Raw genomic sequence first — 17136 nt, forward strand, 5'->3', positions numbered from 1 at the left:
ACTTAGCATAACAATAGCTTTTTATTTAAGCGCTACTCTATACCACTAAACATGTTAATAACTGCCATAAACAAAAAATGGACCATCTAGGTCCATTTTCTACAATATGCTATTGGTTATTCATCATCATCTAGATCGAACGATTCACGCTGCGCAGGTCTAGCTAAAATCTCAACATAGAATGAAGTAAGCGCCTGCTTTTCGATTTCGCTGATCTTGTTGTTAATTTCAGCTACGTGAACAACTTCGGCATCATCGGCACTTGTGCCAAACTTACAGTCAAACGCCCAGTAATCAGCTTCAACAGGTAGCGTTTTATTGCGCTCTCTTTTCAAATATTTTTTCACTTCATGCTTTGCAGCATCAACCATACGAGGGTATTTGATTTTCTCATGATTTAGCGTGAATGTTTTCTTCATTACGTTCCTAATTACCTTGATTTAATGATAATGGCACTCAAGTCATACCATTTGCAGCCATTATAGCAATTGCATTTAATTTGTGGATGCTTTTTTTAAACAAAAAAAGAATTGTTCTATTTTATTGCATAACCGGTTATTAAATATAAGGTGTTTTAGGCTTTTAAAACGCACAAGTGTTAAATTATTTTTATGCGTTAGCAACAAGCAATGGCTTATGTATAGCCTCATTAGTTAAATCGTCATAAAATGCTGCGGCGTCCATTTGTGGACTTGCAAGCGCGGTGTACGTGTCATTTAAGCGCCTGCGTACTGATAGTTCACAATTATCGATTACTGTTAAAGGAATATGTAACTTGTCATCTCTAATCGCTAGTGGCTCAGGGTTTAAGCAGTGGCTTAATTTTATTGCTTTCATGCCTGCTTGTTCGCCTTGTTGAACAATCACCGACGCGTGCTCTTGCCCTATGGTCATATCAAATTTTTCGGGAGCTAATAATTGCTTTGGTCCAGCACCAAAGCGCTCCCTTAACTGTTCTTCGTCTACATAAGCACTATGCGTTTCACTTTTTGGCAAGTGAAATTGACTAAAATCCAGCGCATCGTGCGATAGCATCGCTAATAAAAGTGAGAATTCGCCTCTGCGATTTTCATGCACACTTTTATTTAGCCTGGTCTTTAGTTGACTCTCTGTGATTAACAAATCATCGATTTGCATAGTCTTTAGCCGATTATGATAACTGATAGATATTTATCGGCTTTATTTCAAATTTCTTTAGCTTTTTTCTTTACTTAAATACGCAGTTTGCTATTATCAGCGCCGTTGCATTGGAGGGGTTCCCGAGCGGCCAAAGGGATCAGACTGTAAATCTGACGGCTCAGCCTTCGCTGGTTCGAATCCAGCTCCCTCCACCACTTTTCTTACCGCTAAGTTAAGTGGGGCCAAATGTAACAAAATAGTGTGGAGGGGTTCCCGAGCGGCCAAAGGGATCAGACTGTAAATCTGACGGCTCAGCCTTCGCTGGTTCGAATCCAGCTCCCTCCACCACTTCTTATCTTCAGTATCCTTTTCTATTCCTTTTTCATTACTATTTAAAACTTCATTTTTAGACTAATTATCAAATACCCATTGTAATGTTGCCCCGTGGTTTTTAAGCCATGCTGATGCAGATTTATAATCGGGATAAAATTTAGCTACGCGCTTCCAAAAAGCGCTGCTGTGGTTCAAATACTTTAAATGAGCCAATTCGTGCACAATAACATAATCAATTATATGATGAGGCGCCCCAACAAGGTTAAGGCTAAAGGTTAGCTCTCGCCGAGAATTACAACTCCCCCACTTACGTTTATAACTTCCAATCGTCAATTTAGTCGGTAATGCTTCTGACATCTGTTGGCAATAATAAGCTAAACGCATTTCAATGTAGTTTGTTAGCGTTTCTTCAAGGGCAAGGCAAAGTAACTGCTTGCGTTTTTCAGGCTGTTTTTTTACTCGATTAGAAGTGTAAATAGTAAATACGCTATCAGATTGCTGAACATACGAGCGTGTCCCTTTTGCAAAAGTAATGGTATATGGCTTAGCAAAAACCATTATTTGCTGGTTTTTAAACGGGTGTTGTTGAGTATCAATGGCGTTAAGTTGTTTATGTAATTGCGCAGTTACCCACTCTTTTTTACTAAACAGCCATTGTTCTATTTGTAGTTTTGGCACGTGTGTAGGCGCATAAACAGTAACTAATTTTTGGCTAACTTTTATTGCCACTGTTTTACGCCTTGCACTGCGTTTTAGCTGATACTCAAACAAGGTGTATGCTCTAAATATAAATAAAAGCGTATTATAAAGCCTTATTTAATCAATGCAGTTATTTAGCGATAAATAAATGGGCTCAGTGTTTATTATTATTTTTATTTACGCAAAATCACGTCTTATTAATAAAGTACGCTACGCATGTTAATACTTTAATGCTAAAAAGTAACCTCACTGATTTATAATATAAATTATTAGATTAACAGTTTATTTATAAAATAAATCTATTAAACTAGTTCAATAAAGATACTAATTTGAGCCACTATGCTGTCTGCATTTTTTATAACCGACCACGATCCGAGCCTCATTATCAACGGTGCATATAACCCTATACTGGTTAGTTTATCGGTCATTACCGCTATTTTTGCTGCCTTTTTTACGATCTGGTTGGTTGATGTAGCAAAGCAAACGCAATTCGAAAGCTATAAACGCTTAGCCAATGTGACCGGTGCCACTGTTTTATCGGCCGGTATTTGGAGTATGCATTTTATAGGTATGTTGGCCTTTTCGTTATGCACAGAAATACACTACGACCCAATCATTACCGTCTTGTCTTTTTTACCGGCGTTTATTGCATGTCAGTACGCTTTTTCGATTTTAGTAAAATCGCAAGGGTCATACAAACACCTTATTATTTGCTCTATTTTACTAGGCTCAGGCATTGGTACAATGCACTACAGCGGCATGGCAGCAATGGAGCTGGCCCCGTTACTACGTTACGATGCAATCATATTTGCTTTATCAATTGTGGTCGCTGTTGGTTTATCGTTCATAGCACTTTTTACGCGTTATCATTTAACGCGTTTGCTACCTAATTTATCACAACTGCAAGCGCGCGCTATTACCGCTGTTATTTTAGGCTCAGCGGTGGCAGGTATGCACTATATGGGTATGGCTGCTACCCGCTTTGTTGCAACCTCTCCGCTTTTACCCGATTACGAAGAGTCAACCACTGAGCTTGCTTTTGTGGCTATTGCCGTAGCTACCGCGACCGTTGCTATAACCTGTGTCATTGCAGTTATAAATGGCATGGTTAGATACCGCTTACTGCTTGAGGAAAAATCGGCGGATGAATCTCGACTAAATGCTATTTTAGGCACTGCTATTGATGGCATTGTGACTATAGATCACACCGGCATTATTTTGAGCTTTAACGAAGCTGCCAGCAAAATTTTTGGTTGGCGAGAAAACGAAGTTCAAGGTCATAATGTAAAAATGCTGATGGCCGATGAAATCGCTCGCCACCATGATGGCTATTTGTCTCACGCCAAAAATGTAGATCTAGGAAAAGTAATTGGTATAAATAGGGATGTGTCTGCCAAACACAAAGATGGCCACCTTTTTCCTATTCGCTTAGGTATAGGGGAAGTTAATCAGCCAGGCCATATGCCGTTATATGTTGGCTTTATCACCGATTTAACCGAACAACGCGCTATGCAGCAAAGCCTTATTGAAAAAGAGCAAAAGTACCGCTCTTTAATGGATAATATGCCTGGCGCTGCTTTTCGCTGTAAGTACGACGAAAACTGGAGCATGTTATTTATCAGCCCAACAGTGGCTGAGCTAACAGGGTACACGCCAGAAGAGTTCACAGAAAGCTGCATTGAACTTAACGACCTTATTTTAAAAACAGATCAGCCAGCGGTAAACGAAGCCGTAGCGCAAGCCATGACCTCAAGTTTAAAGTACTCGGTAGAGTATCGTATTCGCCACCGTAACGGCAAAGTTGCCTGGGTATTAGATAAAGGCAGTATTACCTGTGATAAAGATAATAACCCGCAGTGGATAGATGGGGTATTGGTTGATATTACAGAACAAAAAGAATACGAAGACAAACTTGAGCAGGCAAAATTGCAAGCTGAAGAAGCAGCGCACGCTAAGCAATCTTTTATGGCTAATATGAGCCATGAGATCCGCACGCCGATGAATTCTATTATCGGTTTTAGCGACCTACTGATGGACACTCCGCTAAACCAAGAACAGCAAAAGCACTTGGTTACAGTTAATAATGCGGCGCGTTCATTATTAAGGTTACTTAACGAAGTGCTTGATACCGCAAAACTTGAGCGCGGAAAGCTAACTATTGAACCCGTTCACTTTAGTTTAAAACAAGTACTCGATAGCATTATTTCGACATTTTGGCTTGAAGCAAAAAAGAAAGACTTGCGTTTAAAATTGAACATTAAAGATTCTGTTGCCACAACTTACTATGGCGACCCAGATAGGTTAAGGCAAATTTTAACTAACCTCATCGGTAACGCTATTAAATTTACCGAGCAAGGTTCGGTTGAGCTAACTGTAAGTACTACGCAAACTGATCAGCTCTTTTTTGAAGTGCAAGATACCGGCATAGGTATTGCCAAAGACCGTGTTAAAGCTATATTTCAGCCGTTTGTTCAGGCCGATGGCACCACTACTCGTCGCTTTGGCGGTACAGGCCTGGGAACAACCATTAGTAAACAATTAGTAGAGCTAATGGGCGGCACTATAAACCTAGTCAGTGAAGAAAACAAAGGTAGCTGCTTTTACTTCTCTTTACCGCTTAAACAAGGCGATGCAGAAAAAATAGACCATTTCGATGGCCTGCACACTCAATTACCATCGCTAAGGGTACTTGTGGTGGATGATATTGAGCAAAACACCGAGCTGCTTTCGTTATTACTTTCTAAAGATCAACATTTGGTAAGCAAAGCAAGCAACGGTTTAGAAGCTATTGCAATATTCGAGAAACAAGATTTTGATGTCATCTTAATGGATATTCATATGCCTGAGTGTGATGGCATAGAAGCAACCACAAAAATTAGAGCCATAGAAAAGCAAAGGCAGCTTAAATTTACCCCCATTATTGCGTTAACGGCAAGCGTCCTACAGCAAGATAAACTCACAGCTAAACGTGCCGGCATGAACGGCTTTGCTAATAAGCCGATAGATATAAATCAGCTTAACCAAGAAATTGCCCAGGTGCTTGGCTTAGGTATTGCTAAAGATATGGTTATTAGCCAATCAGACCCTGAGGCTAAACACATCGACTTTGAAAAAGGTGTGATGCTTTGGGGTAATAAATGCAAGCAGTTAACCGAAATTGCCAAATTTATAAATGACAGCAATAAACGATTTGATATTTTATTTAACAGTAAGTTATCTGAGATTAAAGACGCCAATAGTCTGATACATACCCTTAAAGGGGTCGCCGGTAATTTAGGCCTAACAACATTAATGACTTTATTAGCCAATTTAGAGCGTGAGCAAACTTCTGAGCAATCTACAGCGTTAGTAACACAAATAAAAGACGAGTTAGAAACAATAACGCAATTAATATCAGGCGATGAGTGCGCACAAATCACGCCTGCTGAGAGTGAAAATACTGAGCAAAAAAGCACGCTAAACGCGGCTGAATTAAAGTCACTGTGTGAAACGCTGCACCATGAAGCGCAAAGCGCCGAGCTCAACGATGATTTGCTTGCGCAGCTTGAAAATAACGCCCCTGCACACTTACAAACTCAAATAAATGAGGTTGTAAACGCATTTGATGAATTTGACTTTGATCAGGCGCAACACCTGCTAGACGGTCTAATTAAAGAGTTTACCCAAGAATGAGAATATTGAATGGATTTTAGCAACGACAAACCACGTATATTAATCGTTGACGATGAACCTGCTAACTTAAAAGTCATGCGAGAAGTATTAGGTAATCAATACCGTATGTCTTTTGCTAAATCGGGCGCTGCAGCACTTGCGCTACTAGAAAAAGAACAGCCTAAACTTATATTACTCGATATCATGATGCCCGATATGAATGGCTTTGAGGTGTGCGAAATACTTAAAAGCACACCCGCGCTTTCGCATATCCCAATTATTTTTGTAACGGCTTTGGGTGATGAAAGCGATGAGTTTAAAGGCTTTGAACTTGGTGCTGTTGATTACATTACTAAACCTATTAGCCCTGCGATTGTGCGCGCACGTGTTAAAACGCATTTATCGCTTGTACAAGCCGAGCAATTAAAGCAAGCCCATGTTGATTTAGTACATCGGTTAGGCCGCGCTGCAGAGTACAAAGACACAGACACTGGCGAGCACATTGCTAGGATGAGCCAATACAGTAAATTATTAGCATTAGAATTTGGCATGGGTGAGCAACAAGCAGAGCTACTTCGCCAAGCAGCCCCTATGCACGATGTAGGTAAAATAGGTATTCCGGATGCTATTTTATTAAAGCCTGGGCGATTAACCCCTGACGAATTTGACCACATGAAACAGCATGCGACTATTGGTGCACAAATTTTAGCAAATTCCTCATCACCGCTATTACAACTTGCCCATAAACTGGCTATAGAGCACCACGAAAAGTGGGATGGCAGTGGCTACCCTTATGGTTTAAAAGGCGAACAAATATCGGTTGAAGGGCGTATTGTGGCTATTGCAGATGTATTTGATGCCCTTACCTCAAAACGCCCGTATAAAGAGGCTTGGGGTGTAGAAGAGGCGCTTGAGCATATGCAAGCACAAGCGGGTAAACACTTTGACCCCCACCTCATCAATTTATTTGTAAATAAGCTAGATGCTATAATCGCAATTAAAAACACATATCAAGAGCAACACTAAGTATTGCGCGTGCGTGAGCCTTGTTTTACATCACCATATACCGCTTTTATGTGCGGGTAGTCATGAGAGGTTATTTCGTGGCTATTCCCACTGTTATCCTTAAAATAAAGCGAAAACGTTACACTGTGATCGGCCAGTACAGTTTTTATGTTTAAGCCATTTAAATAATCAACCCAACAAATAAACTGTGCACCGGTGGCTGCAAACGCAATACCTTTGCTTCGCCCTTGTCCTTCAAATAACGCTAAACGCGTTGTTTTTGCGCTATCTTCAAGTGTGAGTGGCCCTTTGCCATTTTCATCCCAAAAGGCAAGCTCTTCAACTACGCTAAAGCCTAGTACCTGCTTGTACCACTTTAGCGCTTCTTGGATGTTTTCAACATTAAGGTGGCAATGATCAATGCCCGATAATAAAGGAGCGCTCATATTATTGACCAATTTCTGATTTTAGCTGCTCTAAAAACGCATACATATACTCTGTGCGTCGCTCTGCCTCGGCTTTAGCTGAGGGCGTATTCATGCTCTTAGCAATATGAAGCAATTTAATAAAAAAATGATCAAGGGTATAGGTTTTATCATCTGCTTCGCGGTTAACACAAAATGGGTCATCAGGGTTATACAGTAAGCGGCTAATAGAGCCCCCTACTTTCATACAACGGCTAACGCCTATTGCACCGAGTGCATCCATTCTATCGGCATCTTGCACGATTTGCGCTTCTACAGTTTTAACCGCTATATTGGCGCTAAAGCTATGGGCAGCAATAGCATGATGAATATCATCAAACAAACATGCGTCGTAATTAATTGATTTTAAAAACGCAATCGCTTTATCTGCCGCCATGGTAGATGCTTTTGCCCTATCGGGATGGTTTTTTGCCACCGCAACACAATCGTGCATCCACGCCGCTGGCAAAACAATATTCATATTGGCTTGCTCGGCGTGACATAATTGAATGGCAACACGCACTACGCGTTCAATATGCGTTATGTCGTGTGCTACATCGGCATGTATTAACGAAGTAATAAATGAGCGACATTGAGAATCAAGCTGTTGTAACTCAGGGCTTAAAGCAGTGTTGGCCACAGTGATGTTCCAAAAAACTAATTTATATGAGAATTATCCGTACTTTAACGCGCTTTACACCTCCCTTGCAAAACATTCATTGTATGTTGCCCTATGCTTGACTAAAATACAGCGCTTATTTATTACAACTGAGAAGCCTTATGTCATCTGCCGTTTACCTACAAGCTGGTCGCGAAAAATCATTAAAAAGAAAACACCCTTGGTTATTTTCAAAAGCCATCAAAAAAATTAAAGGTAAACCAGGCCTAGGTGATACGGTCACCATTCACGACAGCGAAGGTAAGTTTTTAGCCACCGCTGCTTATAGCCCTCATTCACAAATAAGAGCGCGTGTGTGGAGCTTTGATGAAAAAGAAGTAATAGACCAACACTTTTTTGAGCGTCGCTTACGCCGTGCTTTACATGCCCGCGAGCATGCAATAGCCGAAGGCGGTTTAACTGGCTTTAGGTTGTGTGCTGCTGAGTCTGACTACTTGCCAGGTGTAACCATTGATAAGTTTGATAACACCTTAGTTTGCCAATTACTAAGTGCCGGCGCTGAGCGCCATAAAGGTGAAATTGTAGGCGCGTTAATGGCTATTTTTCCTGGTGCGAATATTTATGAGCGCTCAGATGTAGACGTGCGCACCAAAGAAGGCTTAGAACCTATTAAGGGTGTACTGTGGGGCAACGAACCTTCAGAGCCGGTGGTTATTGAAGAAAATGGCTTAAAGCTTGAAGTAGACATTTTAGAAGGTCATAAAACAGGCTTTTACCTGGATCAACGTGATAGCCGCGCAGCACTTGAGCGCTTTTCAAAAGATAAAACCGTATTAAATTGCTTTAGCTACACAGGTACTTTCTCACTTTACGCACTGCGTGGTGGCTGTAAACACGTCACTAATGTTGATGTATCACAACCAGCACTGGATACCGCTAAGCGTAACGTAGAGCACAATAACTTAGATTTAAATAAAGTCGATTTTGTAAAACAAGATGTGTTTAAGCTATTACGCCAATACCGTGAGGAAGGCAAACAGTTTGACACTATTGTGATGGACCCACCAAAATTTGCAGACAACAAAGCGCAGTTAACCGGTGCATGTCGTGGTTATAAAGATATAAACATGATTGCTATGCAAATATTAAAACCAGGCGGTACATTACTTACCTTCTCGTGCTCTGGATTAATGGAGCAAAACTTGTTTCAAAAAGTGGTAGCAGACGCTGCGCTAGATGCAGGTAAAGAGCTATTGATTATGGAGCGTTTAAATCAAGCGGCCGATCACCCTATTGCTGGCAGTTACCCTGAAGGCTTTTACTTAAAAGGCTTGATTTGTAAGGTTTACTAAAAATTATTGTTATTACCTACAAGGACGTAGGTAATAAAATCGAACGTTATTTAACACCCGCAATAGCAAAAGCCAGCCGCTAGGTGTTTATTCAATTCAATTCAATTCAATTTAATTAAACTGAACTATTTCTAATCCTGCGGTAATGGTGCCATCATCTTCTTTGCTAGCACGTATAACTTTAGCCGTTGCATTTAAAGAGGCAATACTTGGGTGAGTCGACTCTATATTAACCTGTAGCAAAGTATCGAGCTCAAGCAAGTCATCTAAATGTAGTGATAACCCAGTGGCACTTAAATCAACACATTCTGCGGTATAATTAAGCCCAGCAACAGGCTCTATTGTTGTTAATTGCGCAGGAGTATTAACCTGCATACGTCTAAAATTGCGCTTATCTTCAGTAAACATGCATCACCTTTAAACAACCGTGTTTATTTGCTCAAATAAAGTACCCATCGAAAACGGTTTTACTACATAGGCATCACACCCTGCATCAAAGCCAGCTTGCTTTTCCGAGGGCGACTCTAAGCCCGAAACCATAACAACAGGTATATTTTTAGTTTCAGGCGTGTGCTTAAGCATCCGACATGTATCATACCCATCGAGGCCAGGCATACATACATCAAGCAAAATAATATCCGGCGGGTTAGCAATGGCAGACGCCAAACAGCTTTTACCCGAGTCAGCATAACTAACATCAAATTTTGAGGTCAGGGCAGATTTAAGCATTTCATAATTAAAATACTCGTCATCTACAACTAACAATCGCTTAATCTTATGTTCAACCGATGAGGACATAGGTATGTCGCTTCCTTCTCAACCAAAAATAAATCCTTCTATTAAGGTACTAAGCTTAATAGAAAATGCAAGTTTTATTCTATCTCTTTTATCGCATTCATAACGCGTTTTGCAGAAATAGGATATGGGGTACCTAAGGTTTGCGCAAACAGTGACACCCTAAGCTCCTGCTGCATCCAAAAAATAGCGTTTACCTGTTGCGGAATAGGTAAGCCTTTTGGAATTTTATTTACGAGCTTTTTGTACTCTTGCGCTACTTTTTCAAGTTCTAAAACACACAGTCTATCGCGGTTAGGATCAACAGGCAGTTTTTCTAAACGTTTTTGAATCGCTTTTAAATAACGAATTAGGTCGGGCATTTTATTCGCACCGTGAGCGCTCACAAACCCTTTGAAGATAAGTGACTCAAGCTGCGATTTTATATCGCCATGGGCAGTTATCATAGTTAAATCGACACGCCCTTTCATTTTTTTATGTAACGCGTGAGCAATGCTTAAAACTTGTTCAACCTGGGTGGCAATTTCGACCACAGCATCGCCTAGTTCGCCCCTAATTTGCTCTTTAACTTTATCAAAAGCGTTTTCATCGCGTATATCGCCATGCTTTATTAATAAACTGTCTACGCCAGCGGCAATACAATCATCAATTAAATCTGCAATTTTCCCAAACGGGTTAAAGTACAAGCCCAGTTTAGCTTTATTAGGCAAGTTTTGCTGAAGGTACTTTATTGGCGACGGCACATTTAATAAAACTAAACGCCGTAAACCTTGCTGATGCGCCTGCTGGGCTTTTTCTTCACTATCAAAGAGCTCAATTGCCGCTGTGGATTTTTTATCTACCAGCGCTGGGTAAGCTTTTATTTCGTATTGGCCTTGCTTTTTAACGTACGAGGCAGGCAAAGCGCCAAAGTCCCACTGTGTTAAATCGGCTTTTTCAATGCCTTTATCGGCCACCTTTGATAGCGTATCAGTTACTTTACCTTGCAGCTGTGCTTTTAGTTTTGCTAAATCTAGCCCACGTGCAAGCAATTTGTCGTGCTCATCACGCACCTCAAACTGCAATCTTAAATGAGGCGCCAGTGCGTTTAAATCCCACGCTTCTATATCTACTTTTACGCCTGTCATTCTTAGTAAGCGTGTAGTAAGTGCATCAAGTAAGCTGCCTTGCATAGGTTCAATGGCTGCCAGTACAGCATCAGCGTAATTGGGAGCAGGTACAAAGTTACGACGTAACGACTTAGGTAACGATTTAATTAAACCACTTATTAGCTCATGCCTAAAGGCAGGTATGTGCCAATCAAACCCGGTTTCTTGCACTTGGTTTAAAAGTGCTACCGGTATTTGTACAGCTACCCCATCAACAGCTTGTCCTGGATCAAAATGATAGCTCAGCGGAAAAATAATATTATCTTGCTGCCATGTGTCAGGGTAATCAAACTCAGTAATATTACTTGCACCGTGTTGCATAAGCTCTTCACGGGTCATGTATAGGTAGCGTTTATCTTTTTGCTTTTGGGCTTTATACCACTTAATAAAGGCTGCACGGTTGTTGATTTCTTTAGGTATTTTTTTATCGTAAAATTCAAATAACGTTTGCTCATCAACCAAAATATCGCGACGTCGCGATTTATGCTCAAGCACCTGAATATCTTCTATTAGCTCGCGGTTGTACGCTAAAAATTGCTCATTTAAGCCAAGCTCTTGCTCTACAAGGGCGGTGCGTACAAACAGCTCACGGCTAACTTTAGGGTCTATATTGCTATACACACAGCGGCGTTTATTAACCACCAATAAGCCGTACAAGGTTTGTTGCTCGAACGCGATAACAGCGCCTGGTTTTTTCTCCCAATGCGGCTCAGAATAGCTTCGTTTTACTAAATGCTGTGCAAGGGGCTCTACCCAATTAATATCTATTTTTGCATTAATACGTGCGTATAGTTTACTGGTCTCTACCAGCTCTGCCGACATAATCCATTTGGGGCTCTTTTTAAATAACCCAGAACCCGGAAAAATATGAAACTGGCTATTGCGAGCGCCTTTATATATTTGCTTTTCGTCTTTAAAGCCTATGTGACTTAACATGCCGCTCAGTAGCGCTTTGTGTATTAGCTCAGAGTCTGCCACTTGCGTGGTGGCTTTAATTTTCATTTCGTTGCACACAGTGCTTATTTGATAAACAATGTCTTGCCACTCACGAATACGCATATAAGCTAAAAAGTCTTTTTGGCACAACTTTCTAAACTGGCTATTTGTCAGCTCACTTTGCTGCTCTTCTAGGTAATTCCAAAGATTTAAAAAAGCAATAAAATCTGAGTCAGGGTCATCAAAGCGACTGTGTTTTTCGTTCGCTGCGGCGCGTTTTTCTTGCGGGCGCTCTCGGGGGTCTTGAATCGATAGCGCTGCCACAATAATAATAACTTCTCGTAGTGCACCGAGCTTATTAGCCGTCAACACCATTTTAGCTAAGCGCGGGTCGACCGGTAAGCGGCTAAGCTCACGCCCTGATTGCGTTAAACTCGTTTGATGGCGCTTTTTACTCGGCTTAATCGCCTGAAGTTCTTCAAGTAGGGTTAAACCATCGTTAATATTGCGACTATCTGGCGCTTGTACAAACGGAAACTCGCTCATATCGCCAAGCCCTAATGCCAACATTTGCAAAATAACAGAGGCTAAATTAGTGCGCAGTATTTCTGGGTCTGTAAATTCTGGGCGAGATATAAAGTCATCTTGCGAGTATAAACGTATACAAATACCCGCTTCAACACGGCCACAGCGTCCCATACGTTGGTTCGCACTTGCCTGAGAAATAGGCTCAATAGGTAAACGCTGTACTTTAGTACGATAGCTGTAACGGCTAATACGCGCTGTACCTGGGTCTATTACATAGCGAATACCCGGCACTGTTAATGAGGTTTCGGCCACGTTGGTTGATAAAATAATATGGCGGCGCGAATGCGGGGCAAATATACGGTTTTGCTCTGCGTTAGATAAGCGCGAATAAAGTGGTAATACGTCGGTGTGTTTTAAATTACGTTTAGAGAGCGCCTCTGCGGTATCGCGTATTTCGCGCTCGCCATTTAAAAATATGAGAATGTCCCCTGGCCCTTCAGCGCACAGCTCATCTACCGCATCAAAAATACCTTGCAGTTGGTCGCCTTCGGCTTCCATAGCGTCTTTATTTATATCGCTTATAGGGTTATAGCGCACCTCAACGGGGAATGTACGTCCCGACACTTCAATAATTGGCGCATCATCAAAGTGCTTTGAAAAACGTTCAGGATCAATGGTCGCCGAGGTAATAATAACTTTTAAGTCGGGGCGCTTTGGCAGTAAGTTTTTTAAATACCCTAAAATAAAATCGATATTTAAGCTGCGCTCATGGGCTTCATCAATAATGATGGTGTCGTACTGATTTAAAAAGCGGTCTTGTTGTATTTCGGCGAGCAAAATACCGTCGGTCATCAGTTTTACATACGTATTATTAGAGACCTGATCGCTAAAACGTATTTTAAAACCGATTTGTTGGCCAAGCTCACATTTCATCTCCTCAGCAATACGGTTAGCTACACTGCGCGCGGCTAAACGTCTTGGCTGGGTATGGCCAATAAAGCCATCAACCCCACGGCCAAGCTCTAAACACATTTTTGGTATTTGCGTGGTTTTACCTGAGCCTGTTTCACCGGCAATAATCACCACTTGATTATTCGCAATGGCGTCTTTAATGACGTCCTTTTTTTGACTTACCGGTAATTGCTCAGGGTACGTTACAGCGGGCAGCTCAGCTAAACGTTTTTCACGTAGCTGCTGGCTGCGGGTAATATCAGCCGCTATTTTTTCAAGGGCATTGGCCTGCTTAGTCTCGTCTTGTATTTTTTTTACGCCATGTAAGCGTTTTTTAAATATAAACTGATCTTTTTTTAAGCACGTTTTAAGCTCGCCAAACAACTGACCTAGGTTTACCACCCGCACACCTTATAAATTTAATAAATGAGGGCTAATAGTATCAAAATAAACGCGCAGCGTTAATCCTACAATCCCTATAAGGCTTATATATCACGCTATTGGTTTTTAAAAATGCCCACAAAGGTTGATTGTGTGTTCGATTTGCTTGCTCGGTACATGCCCGAGGTATTAAATGGCATACTAATATGACCTTTAGCATCTACAATAATAACCCCACCTGTACCACCTATAGGCGCAAGTACTTGGTTAATAACCTCATCCCCAGCTTGTTCAATGCTTTTATTTTGATATTTAACGCGTGCACAAATATCACTGGCAACACTGTAACGAATAAAATACTCGCCGTGACCGGTGGCCGACACCGCACACGAATCGTTTTCAGCAAATGTACCCGCGCCAATAACAGGGGAATCGCCAATGCGGCCAAAGCGTTTTGCGGTCATGCCACCTGTAGATGTACCTGCGGCTAAATTGCCGTTTTTATCAAGTGCCACTGCGCCTACGGTGCCCATTTTATAATTTGTTGGCAGGGCTTTATGCGCAGCTTGGTAGTTTTTGCTGGTTGCTTTTTCTTTTTCTAATTTTTGCTTTGCTTTTATAAGTGCTTCATAACGGTGCTTAGTATCAAATATATTATTTTCTATCAGCGCAACGCCCTGCTCTTTTGCAAATTCTTCAGCGCCTTGACCACTAAGCATTACATGTACTGAGTTATCCATTACTAAGCGGGCTAATTGAATTGGGCTTTCTATGTGCTTTACGCCAGCGACCGCACCCGCTTGACGGTTTCGCCCATCCATTATTGAGGCATCAAGCTCATGGCTGCCATCATAAGTGTACACTGCACCGCGCCCAGCATTAAAGTAAGGCGACTGCTCTAATACTTCAATAGCAGTGGTGATTGCATCTAAACTTTCGCCGCCCTTTTCAAGTACGCTGTAACCTGCTTCAACAGCTTCGGCTAGTTTTGCTCGGTAGGCTTTTTCTTGCTCTGGGGTAAATTTTGCTTTTTCAATTGTGCCTGCTCCACCATGAATCGCTATAGCAAACGGGGCTTGTTCACTTAATACTTGCGTGCTTAGTGTTAAGCAGCCGCTGGCTAAAACTGACAATAAGAATGTTTTTTTCATAGTGCGCTCTTTTTAAATTTAGTATTGAATTTACTTTGAATGGTTACACGTATTTTTTCAACTAATATCAACGGCATTAAGTTAGCGCTTTATTTAAGCAGCTAATAAACAGCCTAATAATAATGCGAAATACGAGGGTGTTATTTCCCTGCATCATCCCTACTTTTTAACCCAATTGGCATAGAGTAAGATTAATGGCACAAAAAAAGCGCCATCAGGCGCTTTTTACTAAACGTGTATGTAATTACGCGTCTTGCTTAGCTTTTAAACGTGCTAAACGTGCTACTTGGTGAGTAGATGTTAAGAACGAATAAATAGGTGCTAAGTAACCGCGCTTACGAAGCTCTAAAAACTCTTCATCGCTAAGCGAGTTAAGTTTTTTCTCATCGATAAGGTAAATACCGTTGATGTCTTTTTTCTCGCCTTTAATGTCTACTGTTAGCGTTTGCGCTACTAGTAGCTCTTTATCAGCTAAGTATTTAGTGAATGCTTCTGTTACTTGAGAAAACTCAATGAAAGACACTAAAGACTCTTTACGACGTTTTAAGTAGTCTGTTTCTTCACCGTTTTCAAATAATGCGTTGCCTTCTTCTTCACCTACAAGCGAGCTTGCTTCGTCAATCACAATACCGTACTGATCTTGCTCAGGGTGCTTTACTAGACCTAATGGGTAACGCGTTGATGCCATAGGAGCAAAAGCTGCTGTCCATTTACCATCTTCTACAAACAGGTTTTCGCCTGGCTCTAGGCCAAACATTGCAACTGCTTGGAAAGTACCGCTTTCGTTGTTTTTAACAAAAGACATTGGGAATTCATTTGCTACGCGTGCAAACTCATGTGCAACTACTGGCACTAAATGTTGAGTTTTCATAAATTCAACGTTGATGCCGTTTTGAATTTTAGTGTTGGCATGCTTTTCGTTGTGTAAAGGCTGTACTTGTTGCTCCGCCATGTTACTGCTCCGTTTATTTTTAATATATATGTTTCATTGTTAATGCCTTTAGGCTAATGCTTTTGAACGAAAAAAGGAAGGGAAAGTTTTATGACAACCGTCATGAAAAAATAAAGTTTAACTAAATCTAGGCGTTGCTAAAAAAAAGACAATAAAAACTCAACCAATACGCTCAAAAACAGTACAAATAACGAGTGATTTTAATACAGCGCCATAAAAACCATTAACATTGGTTAACAGTTTGACGGTGTTTTTTGAATAGCTTTAGCACGTTATTTAGCCAAATAAAAAGGCAGCTTAATTAAGCTGCCTTTTTAAACTGTAAATGAGCGGCTAAATTAAGGCGCCCAATACACTTCAATATTTATGCTTGGGTGGTTTAGCACAGCGCGAAGTGGCATATCGTTTACATCGCCACCCGCTTTAGCTTGCTTGTATACCGCTAGCTTTTCTTCACCACTGATCAGGAGTTTAACCACTTTAGAGTTTGCTATTGCATTTAAAGTCAGTGTCATGCGTTCTGTAATGCTGCCTGTCACGTCACTTTCTATTGCATTAATAGCGCACACAGTTTGCTGTGTTGTTAAACCATGCTCAAGGCCCTGCGCATGGGGGAACAAAGACGCTGTATGGCCATCTGGGCCCATGCCTAAAATTGTTACATCATACGGTGCTTTTAAAGCGCCATAAGCGGCTTCACATACTTGTGTACCTTGCTCGGCCGTTGCTGCATCGTTTTTCATGGTAATAAAATTAGCGGCACTGCCGTAATTTTGTAACAAGGTGCTTTTTATAAACGCTTCGTTACTTTTTTCGTGGCTTGGCTCAACCCAGCGCTCATCAACCATGGCAACATCTACATTTTGCCAATCTAAATCAAGCGTTGATAAGTGCTTGTACGCTGGCGCCGGAGACGAACCGCCCGATACCATTAGCACAGCACGGCCATCACTTTTTGTGCCATCACGTAAAGATTGCTCAAGCGTGTGTGATAGCTCAGCGGTTAACTCATCTTTTGAGTCAAAAAATTTTTCAACAAGTGTTGCCATGCC

The 17136-nt window shown here is 41.2% G+C and carries 14 protein-coding genes and 2 tRNA genes; 5 read left to right on the forward strand and 11 right to left on the reverse strand.

What is annotated here, in order from left to right:
• Window positions 1-116 precede the first annotated feature (116 nt).
• Window positions 117-419, reverse strand: coding sequence for a DUF6172 family protein (locus tag PSH50_RS02160; protein WP_004589192.1), 303 nt, complete (start codon window positions 417-419; stop codon window positions 117-119).
• Between the two features lie 190 nt (window positions 420-609).
• On the reverse strand, window positions 610-1137 hold the full coding sequence (locus PSH50_RS02165; RefSeq protein ID WP_273586766.1) for a VC2046/SO_2500 family protein: 528 nt from the start codon (window positions 1135-1137) through the stop codon (window positions 610-612).
• A 112-nt stretch (window positions 1138-1249) separates the two neighbouring features.
• Here PSH50_RS02165 and PSH50_RS02170 point away from each other — a divergent pair.
• Together PSH50_RS02170 and PSH50_RS02175 are read left to right on the forward strand one after the other, a co-directional pair.
• A tRNA-Tyr gene (locus tag PSH50_RS02170) sits at window positions 1250-1334 on the forward strand.
• Window positions 1335-1382: 48 nt separating this feature from the next.
• A tRNA-Tyr gene (locus PSH50_RS02175) sits at window positions 1383-1467 on the forward strand.
• Window positions 1468-1530: 63 nt separating this feature from the next.
• Here the strand turns inward: PSH50_RS02175 and PSH50_RS02180 are convergent.
• Window positions 1531-2181 (reverse strand): M48 family metallopeptidase, encoded by a 651-nt coding sequence (locus tag PSH50_RS02180; protein ID WP_273586765.1) that lies wholly within the window; start codon window positions 2179-2181, stop codon window positions 1531-1533.
• 309 nt (window positions 2182-2490) lie between these two features.
• Between PSH50_RS02180 and PSH50_RS02185 the strand changes: the two genes are divergently transcribed.
• The gene (locus tag PSH50_RS02185) at window positions 2491-5823 is read left to right on the forward strand and encodes an MHYT domain-containing protein (RefSeq protein ID WP_273586764.1); all 3333 of its coding nucleotides are present in this window, start codon (window positions 2491-2493) and stop codon (window positions 5821-5823) included.
• Window positions 5824-5832: 9 nt separating this feature from the next.
• Entirely contained in the window at window positions 5833-6828 is a 996-nt protein-coding gene (locus PSH50_RS02190) for a two-component system response regulator (protein ID WP_273586763.1), read from the forward strand.
• Here PSH50_RS02190 and PSH50_RS02195 read toward each other — a convergent pair.
• Both PSH50_RS02195 and PSH50_RS02200 read right to left on the reverse strand, forming a co-directional pair.
• Window positions 6825-7253: a VOC family protein gene (locus PSH50_RS02195; RefSeq protein ID WP_273586762.1), complete on the reverse strand. Its 429-nt coding sequence runs from the start codon at window positions 7251-7253 to the stop codon at window positions 6825-6827. The two genes, PSH50_RS02190 and PSH50_RS02195, sit on opposite strands and share 4 nt — an antisense overlap.
• Window position 7254: 1 nt before the next feature.
• A complete protein-coding gene (locus PSH50_RS02200) occupies window positions 7255-7911 on the reverse strand; it encodes an HD domain-containing protein (protein WP_004589186.1) in 657 nt (218 codons plus the stop codon).
• Between the two features lie 140 nt (window positions 7912-8051).
• Between PSH50_RS02200 and PSH50_RS02205 the strand changes: the two genes are divergently transcribed.
• Entirely contained in the window at window positions 8052-9242 is a 1191-nt protein-coding gene (locus tag PSH50_RS02205; RefSeq protein ID WP_054983075.1) for a class I SAM-dependent methyltransferase, read from the forward strand.
• A 111-nt stretch (window positions 9243-9353) separates the two neighbouring features.
• Here PSH50_RS02205 and PSH50_RS02210 read toward each other — a convergent pair whose 3' ends face one another.
• The 6 genes from PSH50_RS02210 to pgl all read right to left on the reverse strand — a co-directional run bounded on the left by PSH50_RS02210 (window position 9354) and on the right by pgl (window position 17133).
• Window positions 9354-9650: a PilZ domain-containing protein gene (locus PSH50_RS02210; RefSeq protein ID WP_004589184.1), complete on the reverse strand. Its 297-nt coding sequence runs from the start codon at window positions 9648-9650 to the stop codon at window positions 9354-9356.
• A gap of 9 nt (window positions 9651-9659) precedes the next feature.
• Window positions 9660-10040, reverse strand: a complete 381-nt coding sequence (locus PSH50_RS02215) for a PleD family two-component system response regulator (RefSeq protein WP_024034218.1) — start codon at window positions 10038-10040, stop codon at window positions 9660-9662.
• A gap of 74 nt (window positions 10041-10114) precedes the next feature.
• Entirely contained in the window at window positions 10115-14002 is a 3888-nt protein-coding gene (hrpA, locus tag PSH50_RS02220) for an ATP-dependent RNA helicase HrpA (protein ID WP_273586761.1), read from the reverse strand.
• A 95-nt stretch (window positions 14003-14097) separates the two neighbouring features.
• A complete protein-coding gene (locus tag PSH50_RS02225; RefSeq protein ID WP_273586760.1) occupies window positions 14098-15132 on the reverse strand; it encodes an isoaspartyl peptidase/L-asparaginase family protein in 1035 nt (344 codons plus the stop codon).
• Between the two features lie 244 nt (window positions 15133-15376).
• Window positions 15377-16084 (reverse strand): SapC family protein, encoded by a 708-nt coding sequence (locus PSH50_RS02230; protein WP_004589180.1) that lies wholly within the window; start codon window positions 16082-16084, stop codon window positions 15377-15379.
• A 338-nt stretch (window positions 16085-16422) separates the two neighbouring features.
• Window positions 16423-17133, reverse strand: a complete 711-nt coding sequence (pgl, locus tag PSH50_RS02235) for a 6-phosphogluconolactonase (RefSeq protein ID WP_273586759.1) — start codon at window positions 17131-17133, stop codon at window positions 16423-16425.
• Between the last annotated feature and the right edge of the window lie 3 nt (window positions 17134-17136).

It is taken from the genome of Pseudoalteromonas sp. Angola-7 (assembly GCF_028599255.1).
GTDB classification, from domain to species: domain Bacteria; phylum Pseudomonadota; class Gammaproteobacteria; order Enterobacterales; family Alteromonadaceae; genus Pseudoalteromonas; species Pseudoalteromonas atlantica.